General features: G+C 57.3%; 13 protein-coding genes. 5 read left to right on the top strand and 8 right to left on the bottom strand.

The window, feature by feature from the left end:
* Window positions 1-10 precede the first annotated feature (10 nt).
* The 8 genes from J1C60_RS03225 to tssB all read right to left on the bottom strand — a co-directional run bounded on the left by J1C60_RS03225 (window position 11) and on the right by tssB (window position 11791).
* Window positions 11-2386 carry a type VI secretion system Vgr family protein gene (locus J1C60_RS03225; protein WP_128176528.1) on the bottom strand — a complete coding sequence of 792 codons (2376 nt, stop codon included), beginning with the start codon at window positions 2384-2386 and terminating at the stop codon, window positions 11-13.
* A complete protein-coding gene (tssH, locus tag J1C60_RS03220; protein WP_128176526.1) occupies window positions 2383-5037 on the bottom strand; it encodes a type VI secretion system ATPase TssH in 2655 nt (884 codons plus the stop codon). Before tssH ends, J1C60_RS03225 begins: the two co-directional genes overlap by 4 nt.
* A gap of 296 nt (window positions 5038-5333) precedes the next feature.
* Complete coding sequence (locus J1C60_RS03215) at window positions 5334-5825, bottom strand: Hcp family type VI secretion system effector (RefSeq protein WP_128177243.1); 492 nt, start codon at window positions 5823-5825, stop codon at window positions 5334-5336.
* A gap of 147 nt (window positions 5826-5972) precedes the next feature.
* Entirely contained in the window at window positions 5973-7673 is a 1701-nt protein-coding gene (locus tag J1C60_RS03210) for an OmpA family protein (RefSeq protein WP_242080468.1), read from the bottom strand.
* A complete protein-coding gene (gene tssL / locus J1C60_RS03205) occupies window positions 7670-8359 on the bottom strand; it encodes a type VI secretion system protein TssL, short form (protein ID WP_128176768.1) in 690 nt (229 codons plus the stop codon). The genes J1C60_RS03210 and tssL overlap by 4 nt, the downstream gene beginning before the upstream one ends.
* Window positions 8356-9696, bottom strand: coding sequence for a type VI secretion system baseplate subunit TssK (tssK, locus tag J1C60_RS03200; RefSeq protein ID WP_128176766.1), 1341 nt, complete (start codon window positions 9694-9696; stop codon window positions 8356-8358). The genes tssL and tssK overlap by 4 nt, the downstream gene beginning before the upstream one ends.
* Window positions 9697-9713: 17 nt before the next feature.
* The gene (tssC, locus tag J1C60_RS03195) at window positions 9714-11261 is read right to left on the bottom strand and encodes a type VI secretion system contractile sheath large subunit (protein WP_128178449.1); all 1548 of its coding nucleotides are present in this window, start codon (window positions 11259-11261) and stop codon (window positions 9714-9716) included.
* Window positions 11262-11293: 32 nt separating this feature from the next.
* Window positions 11294-11791, bottom strand: a complete 498-nt coding sequence (tssB, locus tag J1C60_RS03190) for a type VI secretion system contractile sheath small subunit (RefSeq protein WP_128178450.1) — start codon at window positions 11789-11791, stop codon at window positions 11294-11296.
* A 749-nt stretch (window positions 11792-12540) separates the two neighbouring features.
* Here tssB and mdcA point away from each other — a divergent pair.
* Genes mdcA through mdcE form a run of 5 tightly spaced genes read left to right on the top strand, consistent with a single transcriptional unit; the run spans window position 12541 to window position 17019 of the window.
* Window positions 12541-14196, top strand: coding sequence for a malonate decarboxylase subunit alpha (mdcA, locus tag J1C60_RS03185; protein ID WP_128178451.1), 1656 nt, complete (start codon window positions 12541-12543; stop codon window positions 14194-14196).
* Window positions 14196-15065: a triphosphoribosyl-dephospho-CoA synthase gene (locus J1C60_RS03180; RefSeq protein WP_128178452.1), complete on the top strand. Its 870-nt coding sequence runs from the start codon at window positions 14196-14198 to the stop codon at window positions 15063-15065. Before mdcA ends, J1C60_RS03180 begins: the two co-directional genes overlap by 1 nt.
* A gap of 34 nt (window positions 15066-15099) precedes the next feature.
* Window positions 15100-15399, top strand: a complete 300-nt coding sequence (gene mdcC, locus J1C60_RS03175) for a malonate decarboxylase acyl carrier protein (protein ID WP_128178453.1) — start codon at window positions 15100-15102, stop codon at window positions 15397-15399.
* Window positions 15392-16219, top strand: coding sequence for a biotin-independent malonate decarboxylase subunit beta (locus tag J1C60_RS03170; RefSeq protein WP_128178454.1), 828 nt, complete (start codon window positions 15392-15394; stop codon window positions 16217-16219). The genes mdcC and J1C60_RS03170 overlap by 8 nt, the downstream gene beginning before the upstream one ends.
* Window positions 16216-17019, top strand: coding sequence for a biotin-independent malonate decarboxylase subunit gamma (gene mdcE, locus J1C60_RS03165; RefSeq protein WP_128178455.1), 804 nt, complete (start codon window positions 16216-16218; stop codon window positions 17017-17019). The genes J1C60_RS03170 and mdcE overlap by 4 nt, the downstream gene beginning before the upstream one ends.
* Window positions 17020-17055: the final 36 nt, after the last annotated feature.

Here is a 17055-nt window from a genome sequence, read left to right as displayed (position 1 = left end):
TTAAATTTCCTTAGCCACGAATCACAAAACCCATCGCCTCTTCTTGCGCCTTTTTCAGACAGTCCTTACACACCGACTGAGGCAGTTCAGGTAACGGGAAATCCTCACTAACGGGTCCTTGTAAATTATGCTGGCCCTTCAGGCTTAACGCTCTGGGGCCGTGGATCTCAATCTCACCGTTTGGCGACAGGCGGATATACGCTCCACCGCAGGCCAGCGTAATACCGTTTTTTGCCGTTAATTGAAGCACTCCCTGCACGGACTGAACGGTGACATCTTTTAGTGCTGTCATTCCCAGGGTATCACCGTGTGATTCCATCACCAGCGGCCCCTTACCGGAAACCACGCGAACCCCCTCCTGCTGAGAAAGTAGCGAAATCCCCTGGCTGGCGTTTACAGAAATACGCTTCCCACTGGCAAGATTCGTTTCCCCTGAGCTTTGCAGATGCAGATTCATGCCGCTTTTAAGCAGAATGGCTTCAGGGCTGACGGCCGCTACCCCTCCGGGAGCACTGAACAGCATTGCCGGATTTTTTAGCCGATCGACACTATCCAGATACTGTTTAAGAGATGTGGTATCAGGCTGGAAATTATGATGGGACTGCGAGATCCCCTGCCAGTCATTCATCTGGCCTACCGCGCCCTTAACCAGACTGATTGCCGATGACATATCGAGCACCTGACCGGTTGCGGTAGTCTGTACATCAGCACTGATAAACAGCCCTTTACCGGCACGCACACTCCCCCAGCTGTCCGTCCTCAGTTCAAAACCCTCGCCGCGCTGCTGCCTGTCGCCGTCGACCAGGTGGCCGAGGTTCAGCTGGCTCTTGCCGCCGTACTCCGTGCTGACCTTGATGTGCTCTTTGCCGCGCTCATCGTCGAGGCGGATTTTGTTGTTCGCCGGCGTGCGCAGCACGTTGCGCTTATAGTTGCGGATGGTGACGTGGTCCCCGTGCGCCGAGTCGTGCAGCACGCCGGAGATATACGGCCGGTCCGGGTTGCCGTCCTCAAAGCCAATCGCCACTTCGGTGCCCGCCAGCAGCGGCAGGTGCAGGCCGTAAGTGTCACCCGCATAGGGCCGGGACTGGCGCACCCACAGGCTCTCGAATCCGGTTTCCCAGTTATCGCGGTCAAACAGCATGTTGACCCGGTAGCGGCCGTCTTTATCAATATGGCCGTAAGTATCGTTTTCGGTCGTACTGGTGACGCGGGCGGGCAACGTGCCCGCCATTACCGGGCGGCTCCCGGGCTCCGGGCGGAAGCCAAAGTCCGCGCTGTCCGGGATGCCGCTGAAGTGGATTTCAAAGCTTTTGTCACGCCGCGCGTGGCTGGTCAGGGCGGTGACCAGCGTGCCCTGGCTGAAGTTGTCCGTCACCTCATTACCGCCGGTCACTTGCAGCACCCGGCCGGGAGAGAGCGTTGCGCAGCTGGTGAGGGCGGAAAGCCGCGTCTGGCCGTTCAGGTAGCGCTCGTGACGTATGCGGGCGTAAAACGCGCCGGACTCCGGCGCCGGGTTGCGGTCATACGCGCTGCCCGCCGTCAGGTAGTTATCCGCGTAGTGATACGCATCGCCGTAGGTGGTGGCATCCCCGCGGGTGGCATCCACCCGGGTGTTCATCTCGTCCGTCGCCTGGCGGTAGTTGTAATCGCGGGTGCTGACCTGCTTCTGTACCACGTTGTGGTGGCTTGCCATCTCCCAGACGGATTCCACGCCGCGGTCATGCTGGCCCGACGGCGGGACTGATGGCAGCGTCAGCCCCTTCTCATAACCCTGCTGACCGTCATAAAACTCCACCACGTCAATGTTCAGGCGCGCGTCGGTGGTGAAGCGGAACCAGATGCCGACTTCACCCAGCAGGCGGCTGATAAAGCGCAGGTCGTCCTCACCGTACTGCATCACCTGTTCGCGGCGCGGGTACTCTTTTGAGAGGGAAAACAGAAAGTCCTGCCCGCGCATGTTATGCCGCTCACGCAGGATTTTCTCCACAATCTGCGGCACCGACATGTCCTGGTAAATCGCGTTCTGGTGCGAACGGTCGAGCAGCGCCAGCCGTGGCTGCAGCGTCAGGGCGTAATGGGTTTCATCCTTCGAGGTGCCGAGGCGTTCAAAACCACTTACCACCCCCTGCATTACCCGCACCGGCTGCTGGATTTTAATGCCGAAACCCTGGTCAACCGGGGCCTGCAGCGTCAGGGAGGCCGGTTGCATCAGCATCATCTCTTTGCTGATGGCATGGTCTCCGCTGGTGAATTCAATGCGGTAGCTGAACGGCCTGCTCAGGGCCTCAGTGCCTTCAAAGGCCAGCACGTCCAGGGTGGCATTACACGCTTTGACCGCCAGCAGGTGGTGGCTGTGGCTGAAGCGGATTAACGGATGAGTACTCATAGTTTCGCGCCCTCTGTCTGGTCAAACGCCAGCCCAATCCCTTCTTCCTCATCCCAGCTCAGGGTCAGCGACTGCGGTTTCTGTTTCGCGGCCATATGCGCGAGCAGTTGCTGACTCAGCACCGGCAAAATTTGCTGGTTAAGCAGGCTGTCGACGTTGCGCGCGCCGGTATCCGGCAGCAGACAGGCGGCGGTCAGCGCGTCATACAGGCTCTCATCAATATGCGTGGTCAGGCCGTAGTGGCGATGCAGGCGCTGGCTGACCTGGCCGAGCTTCATCTGCACAATGGTGCGCATCGCAGGCTCACTCAGCGGACGATAGATCACGGTCTGGAAGCGCGCCAGCAGCGCCGGCTGAAAGTGGTCGCGCAGCGTCGGGCGCAGCAACTCCTGTAAATCACCTTCCGTCGCCTCCGGCTGTTCGTCCAGCCGTTGCATAATGGCGTCGCTGCCGAGGTTGGAGGTCATCAGAATGACCGTGTTGCGGAAGTCGATTTCACGCCCTTCGCCGTCGCGCATAAAGCCGCGGTCAAACACCTGATAGAACAGGTTCATCACGTCGCGGTGCGCCTTTTCCACTTCATCCAGCAGCACCACGCTGTACGGACGCTTGCGTACGGCTTCGGTGAGGATGCCTCCCTGGCCGTAACCGACGTAACCCGGAGGCGAGCCCTTCAGTTGGGAAACGGTGTGCGGCTCCTGGTACTCCGACAGGTTGATGGTAATCAGTGATTTTTCACCGCCGTACAGCACGTCCGCCAGGGTCAGCGCGGTTTCGGTTTTCCCGGTGCCGCTCGGGCCAACCAGCAGGAACACGCCCTGCGGGCCATTTTCAGACGTCAGCCCGGTTTTGGCGGCGCGCAGGCGCTGCGCGATGGCCGTAAGGGAAATACCCTGGCCCACCACCCGTTTGCCGATTTCATCTTCCAGGCTCAGCAGTTCGCTCTGCTCATCCTTCATTAAGGAGGAGAGCGGTACGCCGGTCCAGTCGGCAATCACGTTGGCAACGGTGCGGGTGTCCACATCCACCTGAATCAGCGCTTCACCCTGTTGCACCTTATCCAACTGCTGCTGAAGCGAAAACATTTCGGCCTGCTGGCTGATGTCCTGACGGCTGGCCATCAGCTGCTGCGCCAGCTGTTTTTCGTTATCAAAACGGCATTCCTGCTGCTGAATACGGTCTTCCAGTTCCGTCCGCTGCGGCTCAATCGCGTTCAGCCGGTCGCCATGGCGGTTACAGCCCGCGGCAATATCTTCCAGCAGCGCCTGCTCTTCCAGCTCCAGCGCCGTCAGTTGTGCTTTCAGATGGGTGATAGCCTCCGGTACGGTGTCCAGGCTCATGCGTACTCTTGCGCTCGCAGTATCCAGCAGATCTACCGCCTTGTCCGGCAGCTGGCGGCCGGTGAGGTAGCGACGCGACAGGGTGACGGCAGCTTTGACCGCATCGTCGGTAATGTGCACCCCGTGGTGTTCCGCATAGCGGGATTTCAGGCCGCGGAGCATCAGGCAGGCAGTGTCGTCGTCCGGCTCGTCGACCTTCACCATCTGGAAGCGGCGCTCCAGCGCGGCGTCGCGCTCGAAGTACTGCTTGTATTCGCTCCAGGTGGTGGCGGCAATGGTGCGCAGCTCGCCGCGCGCCAGCGCTGGCTTCAGCAGGTTGGCCGCATCGGCGCCGCCCGCCTGGTTGCCGGCACCGATGATGGTGTGGGCCTCGTCGATAAACAGCAAAATCGGCACCGGCGACTGCTGCACCGCATCGATGACGTTTTTCAGGCGCTGCTCAAATTCCCCCTTCACGCCCGCACCGGCCTGCAGCAGGCCGAGGTCAAGAGTGCGCAGAATAACGGTTTTCAGTGATTCCGGGACGTTGCCTTCGGCAATGCGCAGCGCCAGCCCTTCCACTAGCGCGGTTTTCCCCACGCCCGGCTCACCGACCAGGATCGGATTGTTTTTACGACGGCGGGAGAGGATATCCACCATCTGGCGGATTTCGATGTCACGGCCAAAGACCGGGTCGATGTTGCCCTCTCGGGCTTTGGCGGTGACGTCCAGCGTGAATTTATCCAGCGCATTCTGCAGCGCCGGGGTGAGCTCACCGTCTTTCAGCTCTCCCCCGGCCAAATTGCCGACTGATTCCACGTCGCCGCCGTGGCTTTGTGCCAGTTCTTCCTGCTGCTGCACCTCCGGACGCTCGTCGGACTGGGCGTCCAGCAGCGGACGCAAGCGTTCCAGTTGGCTCTGCCCCAGGGTTAACAGCGGCCACAGGCCGTCACAGCGCGCCAGATGGGGTTTCTCCACCAGCGCCATCAGCAGGTGAACGCTGCGGATATGTTCTTCGCCACCGAGAGAAGCAATCAGCCAGGCTTCCTGCATCAGCGTCTGAAGGCTGTCTGCCAGTTGCGGACGCCCCCGTACCGAACGCGGCTGCTTATCCAGCCAGCCCAGCAGATCCTGCCAGAGGCCGTCCATATCCCATTCGTAGCGTCGGGCCAGCACGGTGATATCACCCTCCCCCTGCTCCAGCAGCTTCAGCAACCAGTGCTCCGGCAGGATTGAAGCGTGCGCGCGGGTCTGACACAGGGAGGCTGCGCCTTCCATTGCGCGGGCGCAGTAAGGATTCAGACGACGTAACAGGATGGCGGGGTTTTCCATGAGATTCTCTCTTTATTTATCAGTGCCCGGAGACGCTACCGCCCCTCGCTTTTCCTTCAGGAAGGAACCCAAGCGCATCAGGTCTGGCGGCAAATTGTGGTGTTCTTTGCTCAGCACCCGCACAGGCAGACGTTCAGCAAAAAACGGGCAAAAATTACTGCCCGTCGGCCATTGCTCTGAATAGTTCGCGTTGAAGCAAGGCGGCAAGCGAGTGCAGCCCCGGGAGCTGACTGACGTAAGTGACCGGGGTGCATGAACGCAGCCAACGCCGCTACAGCGCGAACTATGACGAGCAATTACGCGGTAGCGCGTTCGTTCCAGCTGTCGGAATGAATAATGTTGCCGTCTTTATAGGTCCAGGTGATTTTCTCGTAGCGCAGCTCTACGCGCTCAAGGTGGTTGTGCTTCTCCTTCGACGGGTCTTTCACGTCGTACATCTCAGGATTCACTTTCACCACTTTCACGTTTTCCAGTTTGGTGTTGAAGTACTCCACCTCCTGGCCCGCGTCGTTGATGCGGTACCATTTGAACTCCGCAGACTTGAGGGTCTGACCCGTCGTGACCGCTTTGTAGAGGTACGGGCTGGAGGCGTCGATTTCTTTGGTGAACAGGAACGGGGTGTGAATGCGGGTGCCGGTCAGCTTGCCGGTGTTGTTATCGGTCGGGATGTACAGGTTGTGCTCCTGCGCCACCACTTCGATGCTGCCTTCGCGCTCCTGCACGTCAACAGAGCCTTTGATGTCCGCGCCGCCGTCGTCTTTGAGCCACAGATAGACTGGAATTGCCATTTGATTCTCTCCTTGTTATACACTTCATCCTTCAGGCCGCCCCTTGCGGGCCGCCTCTGTTCGCCCCGGACACCGCGTTATGCCGCTGCCCGGAGACTCACCCGGTTGCCGCCATGAGCCGGCCCGAATGATTTTGTGTATTTTGCTTTATAAAGCGTCATCATCCTCAGATGACGCCGGGGTGTTGTCCGGCCGCTGACAGGCATCCGCCTGCGGCACCAGACTGATTTCGACACGTCGGTTAAGCGCGCGCCCTTCCGGCGTGTCGTTGGTGGCAACAGGGCGGCCTGCGCCGTAGCCCTGCACCGCAAAACAGCTTTCCGGCACGTCGCCGGTGTCACGCATCCAGTCACGCACCGCTTCGGCGCGTTTCAGGGAGAGCGTCTGGTTCAGCTGTGGGCTGCCGGTGTTGTCGGTGTGCCCGCTGACCACAATCAGCCAGCCCGGTTTGGCTTTGATGCCCACCAGCGAGTTGACCAGCAGCCTGGTTGAACCGGCTTTCAGCGCGGATTTGCCGGAGTCGAACAGCGACATGCTGTCGAGACGGATAATTTTTGGCACCGGTTCTGGCTGAGGTTTTGCCGGTGGCGGTGGTGGTGGCTGCGGTACATAAGTACGAATCGCGTCCAGTATCGGCATACGCAGATGTTCGCCCTGGTAGAGCCCAAGACTCATCCGTACCGGTTCACCGTTACGCGACCAGTTATCCAGCTGTGCCGCATCCTTGCGCAGTACATTTACCGCATCTGCTTTCGGACCATAATTATCCATCGGGATCCGGTCATAATGCTGAATGTCGAAACTCACGCTATGCAGTAATTTACGGTTATTCCAGCCGCTGCTTAATAGCGCCACGAGGGCAGCCAGCGTAAAAATCATCAGCCCACAACGCCAGCTACGCTGTGCGGGCGTCATTCCTTGCCCTTCGGGCAATAGCGGCAACACAAAGTCCGGGAATAATGACATCACGTTGCTGTCCGTACCGACCGGATGCCAGCCCGCAGCATGCTGCATCGCGGTATGACGCTGTAACCATGCCGTCCAGACGGATGAAGAGAGACTCCCGGCCAGAATCGGGCCGATACCCCACAGCACGGCCGTTGGCGCAATCGCAGGAATATCAGGATTTTCATCCATAAATACCGCTTTAACGTGGCAATGGAGCCAGGCCATCAGGCTGTTCATCAGTACCTGCTGCTGCATCGCCATCGCGCCACCGGTAGTCACCCAGGCCGCGATTGAACGGGGGGCGGAAGAGGCACGCCAGACGCTGATGCCCTCCCCGGGGATCGCGGCCTGCCAGAGCATGTCATTCATCATGGCACTCCCGGCCTGCCCGTTCAGCACCAGCGGTACCGAATGACCCGTGTCACGGCGCAGCTGGCTTATTTGCCAGCGCAGGGCCAGTAAACGACTGGTGAGTACTTCAGTATCGGCATGTTTCTGCGGGCAAATGCTAACCATCACCGACAACTGACGTCCCCAGTCCGGTCGCTGCCACAGGATCTGGCGGGCTACCTGTGCCACATCCTGATGATCTTCCACTCGGATCCAGCATCCCTGCGTTACGGTCAGCACCTGCGACTGTTCTGGCCAGGCTTGCGGCAGATCACCGCAAACCAATACCACAGGCTGGCGATAGGTCGCTTCCGGTAAGTTATCAAGACAGGCCGTCGCGTCATGTTCTTCCCGTCGGCAAGCCATATACCCTATCGCAGCGATCGCTCCCCAGCATGCGAGCAGTATCGCGATGGAGGCCATCCGTGGGACCGGTAAAAATCCCAGACAGACCACGCCACTTAATAGCACGGCCCACAACGCCAGCCAGCGTTGCCGTGCAGGACTCATTTCACCGCTCCGGGCAACAATGTTGCCAGCATCTGATCAAGCCAGTAATTAAGCCCCCACCCGACGGCGACGAGGATAATGACGCTCAGGACAATGCGTACCGGCCAGGAGGAAAGTCGATTTCCGATACCCCGCCCGCCGCGGCTATCCGCCAGCACCGGATGGGATTGTGGATAGCTGAACGGAACCACCTGTTCACTCAGGGCGCTGACTAGCTTTTTCCGCTCAGGATCCTGTAACGAACGAAAGCTGCCGAGAAAACCCAGCAGCATGACGCGATGAAAACAGGTCAGCACAAGGCTATCCGGCGCGGGTTCTCTCAGAACATCGCGCATCCGATCGCAAAGCGTATCGCCAGCATCCATCGTGCCGAGAAAATGCCCCTGTAGAGGAATGTCATACCACTGCACGCAGGCATCATCCTGCACACCACGTCCCTTTACCGTTTCATCCAGCAACGCGCACTGGGCCGTCAATATGTGCCGGCAACTCACTTCATCCAGCGCACTCTCTTTCAGAGCCTGTTGAACACGCTCTACGTCCGCGACACAGCGATCCCAGAGTACGCGGCCTTCACCTTCCTGAAACTGAGGGCCATGCCGCAGGCTGATCACCTGCAACCAGGTGTTCTGCAGCAGCGCATCGATATCAATGGACGCGGCCACGCCGCGTTTATGCTCACTCATGTTCGCAGTACCGCAAAGAGTTCAAGTTCAGGCTCCCCCAGCATACCGGGGGTGTAAAACATACAACTGCCGCTTTCCAGCATCTCCTGCGCAGCGGGATGGGAGAGGTCGAGAGAGAAGTACTGGTTTTCCAGGCGTAGTGGAATGGCGGCCGGCACATTCCGCAGCGGTTTCAGTGGGATGCCCTGTCGTGATGCATTCACCAGGCTGCTGACAAAATCCGGACTGCCCACGCGACACTGTTGTGGAAACTGTTCCTGCAACTGCGCCACCGGAATCGGCGAACGCACGGACAGGTAATAATCGGCCCCTTCACGCAGCCGTGGATCATGCAAACGCGCCAGCCACTGACGCAGCCGTTTGTCATGCGTGAGCTCGATGGCCACCACCCGTGACGGCAGGCTGGCTTCCAGCAGCTCGCTTAATAAGTCAAATAACGGTGGAAACACGGCGTTCAACTGCTCATGTTGCCAGACTGGAATCGCACTCACCTGGTGCTCCAGCGAAAAGGTAAGCAGGCTCCCCGCCAGGCGTGCCAGTTCCGGATACAGACGTTCCGGCGGGCTTTGCGGATCACGCAGAAACTGCCCCAACACCGGCTCGGCGCTGTTCAGGGCATTCAGCAGCCAGAACAGGGAAACATCCGCCACCGCAAAATCGGCCATCCGCTCATTGCTTTCGCGGCGCATCGCCATCAACCGGGCCAGACGGGCACGCAGTTGTGTCAGCAACTGTTCCAACTGCATCAACAACCATTTGCTGCTGCGCACCGTCAGTAACGGCGGCAGAAACGTCTCATCCAGTATCCATGCGCCCTGCGAGTCCTGCTGCAGGCGGGCGACCGGGCAGGTCAGGTAATCACCGTTATTCTGATGGGCAAAGCGTAGGGTGAGTTCTGGCTGCATGATCGCTATCTGGCGGCTATCTTCACCAAACTGGTTACGAATATCGCGCCAGCGCTGTCGGTAACGCACCGGGCGCTCTGCAACGTCATCGGGCTTAAGGCAGTTGCCGCCGTTCGCCCGCAACAGCGGCAGTGCCAGAACAACCATGACTTGCTGTGATTCACCCTCCAGTGAAAGCACCGGTGGTAAGGCATCCGCATTCCCGGTATCGATGAGCGTACCGTCCTGGAAGCGGACATGCAGATGGCGAGCCTGCAGGCGACCCAGTTTCAGCGCATCCGGCTCAAACGTCGCGTCGATCATTCCCCACGGGTGGCTAAGCCCCATTTGAGCAATGCATTCAGCGGACCAGGCCGCATACGCGGCCTGTTGCTGGAAGTGCTGGGGAGAAACCATGATGCCCCTGCCCCATAACGGTTGTTCCGTTTTCATCGGCTTCCTGCCTTACGTTAAGATTTCGCCTTCGGCATCTGGGAAACCAGTGACAGATTGACGTCCATGCCTTCCACCTGGAAATGCGGTACCGCATACAGCTTCACGCGGAAGAAGCCCGGGTTGTCCTCAATGTCTTCTACCGTCACCTTCGCATCGCGCAGTGGGTGAGACGCCTGCAGCTCGTCGCCCGGATCGGTCATTTCGGTGACCAGGCTGCGCACCCATGCGTTAAGCTCCAGCTCCAGCAGGCGACGGTCTTTGGTGGTCCCGATATTTTCGCGCTGGATAAGCTTCAGGTAGTGCGCAATCCGCGACAGCAGGAAAATGTACGGCAGACGCGCGTTAATCCGGCTGTTCGCCGTCGCATCCGCCGTGTCATACAGCGCCGGTTTCTGCGTCGAGTTCGCGCTGAAGAAACACGCATAATCACGGTTCTTGTAGTAGCTCAGCGGAATGAAGCCCAGATTGGCAAATTCAAATTCGCGGGTTTCCGGGATCATCACCTCGCTCGGGATTTTCACCTGGTTGCCGGTGCCCAGATCGTACAGGTGGATCGGCAGGTCCTGCACCGCGCCGCCCGCCTGCGGGCCGCGAATTTGCACGCACCAGCCGTTGTTAATAAAGCTGCGCACCATGTTGGAGGCAAACGCAAACGAGGCGTTGGTCCACAGGTATTTATCGTGGTCCGGGCCTTTCACCTCTTCCACATAGTTAAAGCTGCGCACCGGCACCGTGTCCGGGCCGTACGGCAGGCGACCCAGCACCCGCGGCATCACCAGGCCGATATAGCGGCTGTCATCCGTCTCGCGGAAAGATTTCCACTTGATGTACTCGGCACGGTCAAAGTAGTTACCGATATCTTTTATCGCCGCCACGTCTTCCATATTGTCTTTCAGGAAGAACTGCGGGCCCGCCGAGCCGATAAACGGCATATGCGCCGCCGCGGAGACTTTCGAGATATTGCGCAGCAGCGCCACGTCCTGCGCGGACGCATCAAACTCATAAGCCGAGACCAGCGCGCCAATCGGCTCGCCGCCCGGGGTGTCGTACTCTGCCACGTAGGTCTGCAGGTACAGCCCGCTCTGGATGATTTCCGGCGCGTCTTCAAAATCCTGACGCAGGTCGTCTTTCGACAGGTCAAGCAGTTCGATTTTGACGTTCTGGCGGAAATCGGTTTTATCCACCAGCGACTTCACGCCGCGCCACAGCGACTCAACCTGCTGAAAGCCTTCGTGATGCATCACCTCATCGAGCTGACGGCTGATCTGGTAGTCCAGCGCCGCGATATGGTGGTCAATCAGGGTTTTGTCGAGTTTTTCCACCTTTGAGCCCGCTTTACTCAGGCACTCCAGGAACACCTGCATGCCGGCGGTCAGACGCTCATCGGCGGTGGCATCGGACATCGCCTGCGCATCCTGCCAGACGTCCAGCGCGCTCAGCTCGGAGACCGGGCTCAGGTTGATTTTTTCAAACAGGGAGGCGTACACGCCGCCCGCTGCCGGGCGTTCCAGCACCACGCTTTCGGCGGCGGTGGCGTTTTCATTTTTTAAAGACATCAGCATTCCTCAATTAATCCGTTAAATAAACACCGTGATTACGGCTGTTTAGGCGCCAGGGCAGACAGCTCGCTGCGCAGTTCCGCGCTGAGCGCGGGTTCAAGCAGGATTTTTTCCAGCTCTTTGCGGAAGGCCTGGTTATCCAGCAGGTTCGCTTTGAGGTCGCGGAGGAGATTGCGCATGGCCAGCATGGCTTTAAGCTGGGGTATCTGGCGGGCCACCTGTTCCGGGGTGAAATCGTTGATATCGCGGAAGGCCAGGCTGATATTTTCTTCGCTGCCGTCAGCGGCCAGCGTATTTTTAACGGTGAGATTCACTTTTGGGGAATATTCGGAAAGAACACTGTTAAAGTTATTTTTATTAATATTAATTTTACTGCGCTCAGCTAACGGCGCGCTTTCCTGTCCGTTGCTGAAATCGCCGGTGACCAGTAGCTTCAGCGGCAGTTCTGTTTTCTTACTCGCCCCGCCGGTATGCAGGTCCAGTTTTAAATTAATACGTGCTTTTGGTATCTCTTTCTGGAAGCTGTCGCTCATAATTCCCTCTGTTTATCGCTGCAATAATAGTTTCTTACTACACGTCCCTGAGCGCGATAATAGAGCAAAATCATATTGCCAATCAAATTTAAAGATCTAAAACCTGCAACTGGAAAAATATTAAGAAATTTTCACATAAAAAACAGACAAAAATTCCAAAAAAAAAAAAATACAAATAAAACAATGTTATGGCCATGGACGCCGCCTGATATCAATCATTCCATTCTAAAAAACAAAAAATACAATATTTTATGCAAAAACAAAGCACGCATTGATTTAAATCAATGAATTTCTCAATCAATATGATTAGTAAGAAGTATCTTACTATAAATTAGGAAATTACTTCATTCACGAGAACTACAAAGAAGAGAGTGTGTGAAAATGGCTTAGATTAAAAAGCAGATTCATTGATGCTTACTTTTTGTTAATTAATACGCCTTCCAGAACATCTGGTGCTGGCGATGTCACCCATCCCTTCCCTCAATAAGCACTATACCAACGTTTATTGGCCCTTTATCCGTTATCCACTTTTTAACTTTTTAACTTTTTAACTTTTTAACTTTTTAACTTTTTTGCGACCCTTCTCCATTCCGTAATTTCTTAACCCACTGATTTAATCAAATTAAATTTAATTATTACTTTCAGGCTAACGATCCGTCGCCGCGCTTAATTGATGCTTAAGCCAAAAAGAAAGACACTATTCAGTCAGAAACCCATATTAAATAGCAAATTAAATCATGAGGTTAACCATGTCATCTGGACAAAAATCTGACCGCGTTTGGGATACACGCCGCAGTGAAAAAAGGCGTCGTATTACATCGCTTAATCTGGCAGGTAAAGTCTTACCCACAGATGAGCTACCGCGAGTACTGGAAACATTAATCGCACCGGGAGATCGGGTAGTTCTGGAAGGAAACAATCAAAAACAGGCTGATTTTTTATCGCGAATGCTGTCGGAGGTTGACCCGGCAAAAGTTAATAACCTGCATATGATTATGCCTAGCGTTGGCCGCAGCGAACATCTCGATATTTTTGAAAAAGGCATCGCCCGCAAACTGGATTTCTCTTTCTCCGGTACGCAAAGTCTGCGTATTTCACAGCTGTTGGAGGATGGTTCGCTGGAAATTGGCGCTATCCACACCTACATCGAATTATATGCGCGGTTGTACGTTGATCTAATACCAAATGTGGCGCTGGTTGCCGGTTTCAAAGCCGACAGGAAAGGTAACCTTTATACCGGTCCCAGCACTGAAGATACGCCAGCGCTAGTTGAAGCAACCGCTTTCCATGACGGCATTGTGATCGCACAAGTTAATGAACTGGTGGACGACGAAACCGATCTGCCACGCGTGGATATTCCCGGCTCCTGGATAGATTTTGTGGTGGTCGCCGATAAGCCCTTCTTCATTGAACCGTTATTCACGCGCGATCCGCGCCTGATTAAGCAGGAACACGTGCTGATGGCAATGATGGCGATTAAAGGAATATACGCCGAGCATCAGGTGCAGTCTCTTAATCACGGCATTGGTTTCAATACAGCCGCCATCGAATTATTGCTGCCAACCTACGGCGAACGCCTGGGGCTAAAAGGCAAAATTTGTAAACACTGGACGTTAAACCCCCACCCCACGCTCATCCCGGCAATTGAAAGCGGCTGGGTGGAGAGCGTGCACAGCTTTGGTAGCGAACTGGGGATGGAAAACTATATTGCCGCACGGCCGGATGTCTTTTTTACCGGCGCTGATGGCTCTATGCGTTCTAACCGCGCGTTCTGTCAGATGGCCGGACAGTATGCGGTCGATATGTTTATTGGCTCGACGCTGCAGGTCGATGGCGAAGCTAATTCATCCACCGTGACACGTGGTCGTCTTTCTGGTTTCGGCGGCGCACCCAATATGGGCCACGATCCACACGGCCGCCGCCACGCTACCCCAGCCTGGCTAGCCATGATCGATAAGCCCGACCCACTGGTGCGCGGCCGTAAACTCGTCGTGCAGATGGTGGAAACTTTCCAGCCAGGCGTAAACCCTACCTTCGTTGAGAAACTTGATGCCGTCGATGTCGCTCGCGCCGCCCATATGCCTCTCGCACCCGTGATGATCTATGGCGATGATGTCACCCACGTGCTGACGGAAGAAGGGATTGCTTATCTCTATCGCGCGCAGTCGATGGAAGAGCGCCGGGCCATGGTTGCCGCCGTCGCCGGAATCACCGACGTGGGTCTTGGCGTTGACGCCAAACGCGTCGCGAAGCTGCGCCGCGAGGGGAAAGTCGCACTACCGGAAGATCTCTCTATCCGTCGTACCGAGGCCAGCCGCTCGTTGCTGGCAGCTGGCAGCGTGGCAGATCTGGTTGAATGGTCTGGCGGTTTGTATAACCCACCGGCGAAATTTCGGAGCTGGTGATGCGTAATTTACTCGATATCACCACGAATAGGGCAGAAGCCGTTGCTGAGCATCTGGCTTCGCTTGCCATGCAGTCATTGATTGATGAAGCCTGCTTAAGCCCCAAACCCGGACTGGTGGATAGTCGGGGGAACGGTGCGCACCAGGATTTGACCCTGTCATTGATGACGCGTTCAGCACACAGCCTGGAACCCACCTTTTATGCGCTGGCGTTACACGCCTGGCAGCGCCAGGCAGATATCGCTCTGCGTCAGCAAGTAGGGAAACTGGGGCGCGAAGGCGAACAGCGCATGATGACGGCAACCGGTGGCGTCAATACGCATCGCGGCGCGATTTGGGCGATGGGATTGCTGGTTTCAGCCTGCGCCATGCTGGCAGGCTCCGGCACCGCCGATCAGATTGCCGCAATGGCCGCGCGCCTGGCGAAGTTGCCTGACGTTGCCGCCCCGCGCGTGTTCAGTAAAGGGCTACGGGCCACCCAGCGCTACCGGGTACCCGGTGCGCGCGAAGAAGCGCAACAAGGCTTCCCGCACATCATCAGGCTGGCGCTGCCGCAGTTACGGCTCAGCCGCCAGCAAGGTGCCAGCGAAGTTCAGGCCCGACTTGATGCATTAATGGCGATTATGACCTCGCTAAGCGATACCTGCGTGCTTTCACGCGCCGGACTAACTGGTTTGCAAGCCATGCAGCATGGCGCGCAGCGTGTACTGCGGGCGGGCGGCTGCGCGCAACCCAATGGTTATGCCGCGCTAATGGCGCTCGACGCGCACATGCTGACGCTAAATGCCTCGCCTGGCGGTGCTGCGGATCTGCTGGCCGCCACGCTATTTCTCGATCGTCTTGTCATCCCGGCTGAGCGCCGTCGCTGACGGTAGCCCGGTCAACCAACCTATTGAGGATGCTATGGAACAAATTACTTTCTCTTTTCCCGCCATGCGCACGCTAAAAGGCAGAGCGCTGGCAGGCGTCGTGGGCTCTGGCGATATGGAGGCGCTATTCGTTGCAGATAACGGACAGACGCTGAATGTCGCGATTGTTACCTCGGTGGATAACAGCATTACCCGCTGGCGCGCCCTGTTTGAGCGCATCAGCGCCTTTAGCAGCTTGCCAGCCGGCACGCTGACGCTGCATGACTTTGGCGCCACACCCGGCGTCGCGCGTATTCGTATTGAACAGGTATTTGAGGAGGCGAGCGATGCGTAACGACAGCAGCTTTATTGAACTTCGGGCGCGTGAACGCGCACGCCAGCTACTGGATGTCGACAGCTTCCGTGAGCTACTCGATCCTTTCGAGGGGATTGCTTCTCCCTGGCTTCCGGCACAGGGCATCGTTCCACAGGCGGATGACGGCATGGTGGTTGCCAAAGGCACGCTGAACGGTAAGCCAACCGTGGTGGTGGCGATCGAAGGCGCATTCCAGGGCGGCAGTATGGGCGAAGTCTCCGGCGCGAAAATGGCCGCGGCTTTAGAACTGGCGGCGGAAGATAACCGCAACGGTATCCCAACCCAGGCGATTTTATGCCTTGAAACCGGCGGCGTACGTTTACAGGAAGCCAACCTTGGTCTGGCGGCTATCGCCGATATTCACGCCGCCATCGTCGATCTTCGCCGCTATACCCCGGTGATCGGCATTATTGCCGGTACCGTCGGCTGCTTCGGCGGCATGTCGATTGCCGCTGGACTGTGCAGTTATCTTATCGTCACGCGTGAAGCGCGTCTGGGCCTTAACGGTCCGCAGGTGATTGAACAGGAGGCTGGGATTGAAGAGTACGACTCACGCGATCGCCCCTTTATCTGGCAGATGACGGGTGGCGAAGTACGCCACCGCAGCGGTCTGGCGGATGTGCTGGTGGGCGACGGTCTCCAGGCGATTAAACAGGCAGTACAGCGCGCGCTGGAAAAAGGCATTCCAGCAAAATACCGCACCGACGCCGACCTGCTGCCGGCACTGCTTAAGTTCGATACTCGTCAGCAAGCCGACGCAGAACAGATCAAACACTTTTTTGAGGGGAAACCGCTATGAGCCAACAGCTAAGCCGGGGTGAGCGCTGGTTATCGCTACTGAGCAACAATGCGCCACGGATGCCGGGATTATGCCCGTCACTGCAGGTGGCCGATGGTGAGTTGGATGGCCAACCGGCACGATTTATTGCCGTAGTGCCAGATGCCGATAACCACTATCCCCGCGCAGTACACGGCGAGGTCGGGTTGCTGGAGGGATGGGGTCTGGCGAAAGTCGTCAAGGATACGCTGGCAGCCGATGCACAAAAGAAACAAAAACGCATCATCGTGGCGGTGATTGATGTGCCCAGCCAGGCCTACGGCCGTCGTGAGGAGGCATTTGGCATTCATCAGGCGCTCGCCGCTGCTGCTGCCGCCTACGCTAACGCGCGCCTGGCTGGGCATCCTGTCATCGGCCTGATTGTAGGTAACGCGATGTCAGGCGCTTTTTTAGCCCATGGTTATCAGGCCAATCAACTGATCGCCTTCAACGATGCCGGTGTCATGATCCATGCGATGGGCAAAGAATCTGCGGCACGCATTACCTTACGCAGCGTCGAATCGCTGGAAAAACTGGCGGCCACCATTCCGCCCATGGCCTATGACGTCGCCAGTTACCACTCGCTGGGATTACTTGACGCGCTGCTATCCCTACAGCAACCCGATGCTCCAACCGATGCCGATCGTCAGCAGGTGATGGCGGCACTGCGCCAGGCAGTGGTTAATGCGCGTCAGGGCGACACCTCGCTACGCCATCGACTGGGGGCGGAAAACCGACGCAGCTCCGTGCTGGTACGGGAGCGCATGCGCGCCGTCTGGTAAGTGCCGACACACAATAATAAGACAAACCTGCAGGCC

This window comes from [Pantoea] beijingensis, from assembly GCF_022647505.1.
GTDB lineage: Bacteria > Pseudomonadota > Gammaproteobacteria > Enterobacterales > Enterobacteriaceae > Erwinia > Erwinia beijingensis.
The sequence above is the reverse complement of the archived record's forward strand: the minus strand, read 5'-3'. Positions and strand labels throughout refer to the sequence as shown.

Excerpts from the sequence above, each read along its gene's own strand:
- J1C60_RS03215 (WP_128177243.1), bottom strand. The coding sequence starts at position 5,825 with ATGGCAATTCCAGTCTATCTGTGGCTCAAAGACGACGGCGGCGCGGAC.
- tssK (WP_128176766.1), bottom strand. The coding sequence starts at position 9,696 with ATGAAAACGGAACAACCGTTATGGGGCAGGGGCATCATGGTTTCTCCC.
- J1C60_RS03180 (WP_128178452.1), top strand. The coding sequence starts at position 14,196 with ATGCGTAATTTACTCGATATCACCACGAATAGGGCAGAAGCCGTTGCT.
- tssL (WP_128176768.1), bottom strand. The coding sequence starts at position 8,359 with ATGAGTGAGCATAAACGCGGCGTGGCCGCGTCCATTGATATCGATGCG.
- tssH (WP_128176526.1), bottom strand. The coding sequence starts at position 5,037 with ATGGAAAACCCCGCCATCCTGTTACGTCGTCTGAATCCTTACTGCGCC.
- J1C60_RS03170 (WP_128178454.1), top strand. The coding sequence starts at position 15,392 with ATGCGTAACGACAGCAGCTTTATTGAACTTCGGGCGCGTGAACGCGCA.
- mdcC (WP_128178453.1), top strand. The coding sequence starts at position 15,100 with ATGGAACAAATTACTTTCTCTTTTCCCGCCATGCGCACGCTAAAAGGC.
- tssB (WP_128178450.1), bottom strand. The coding sequence starts at position 11,791 with ATGAGCGACAGCTTCCAGAAAGAGATACCAAAAGCACGTATTAATTTA.
- mdcA (WP_128178451.1), top strand. The coding sequence starts at position 12,541 with ATGTCATCTGGACAAAAATCTGACCGCGTTTGGGATACACGCCGCAGT.
- J1C60_RS03210 (WP_242080468.1), bottom strand. The coding sequence starts at position 7,673 with ATGAGTCCTGCACGGCAACGCTGGCTGGCGTTGTGGGCCGTGCTATTA.
- J1C60_RS03225 (WP_128176528.1), bottom strand. The coding sequence starts at position 2,386 with ATGAGTACTCATCCGTTAATCCGCTTCAGCCACAGCCACCACCTGCTG.
- mdcE (WP_128178455.1), top strand. The coding sequence starts at position 16,216 with ATGAGCCAACAGCTAAGCCGGGGTGAGCGCTGGTTATCGCTACTGAGC.
- tssC (WP_128178449.1), bottom strand. The coding sequence starts at position 11,261 with ATGCTGATGTCTTTAAAAAATGAAAACGCCACCGCCGCCGAAAGCGTG.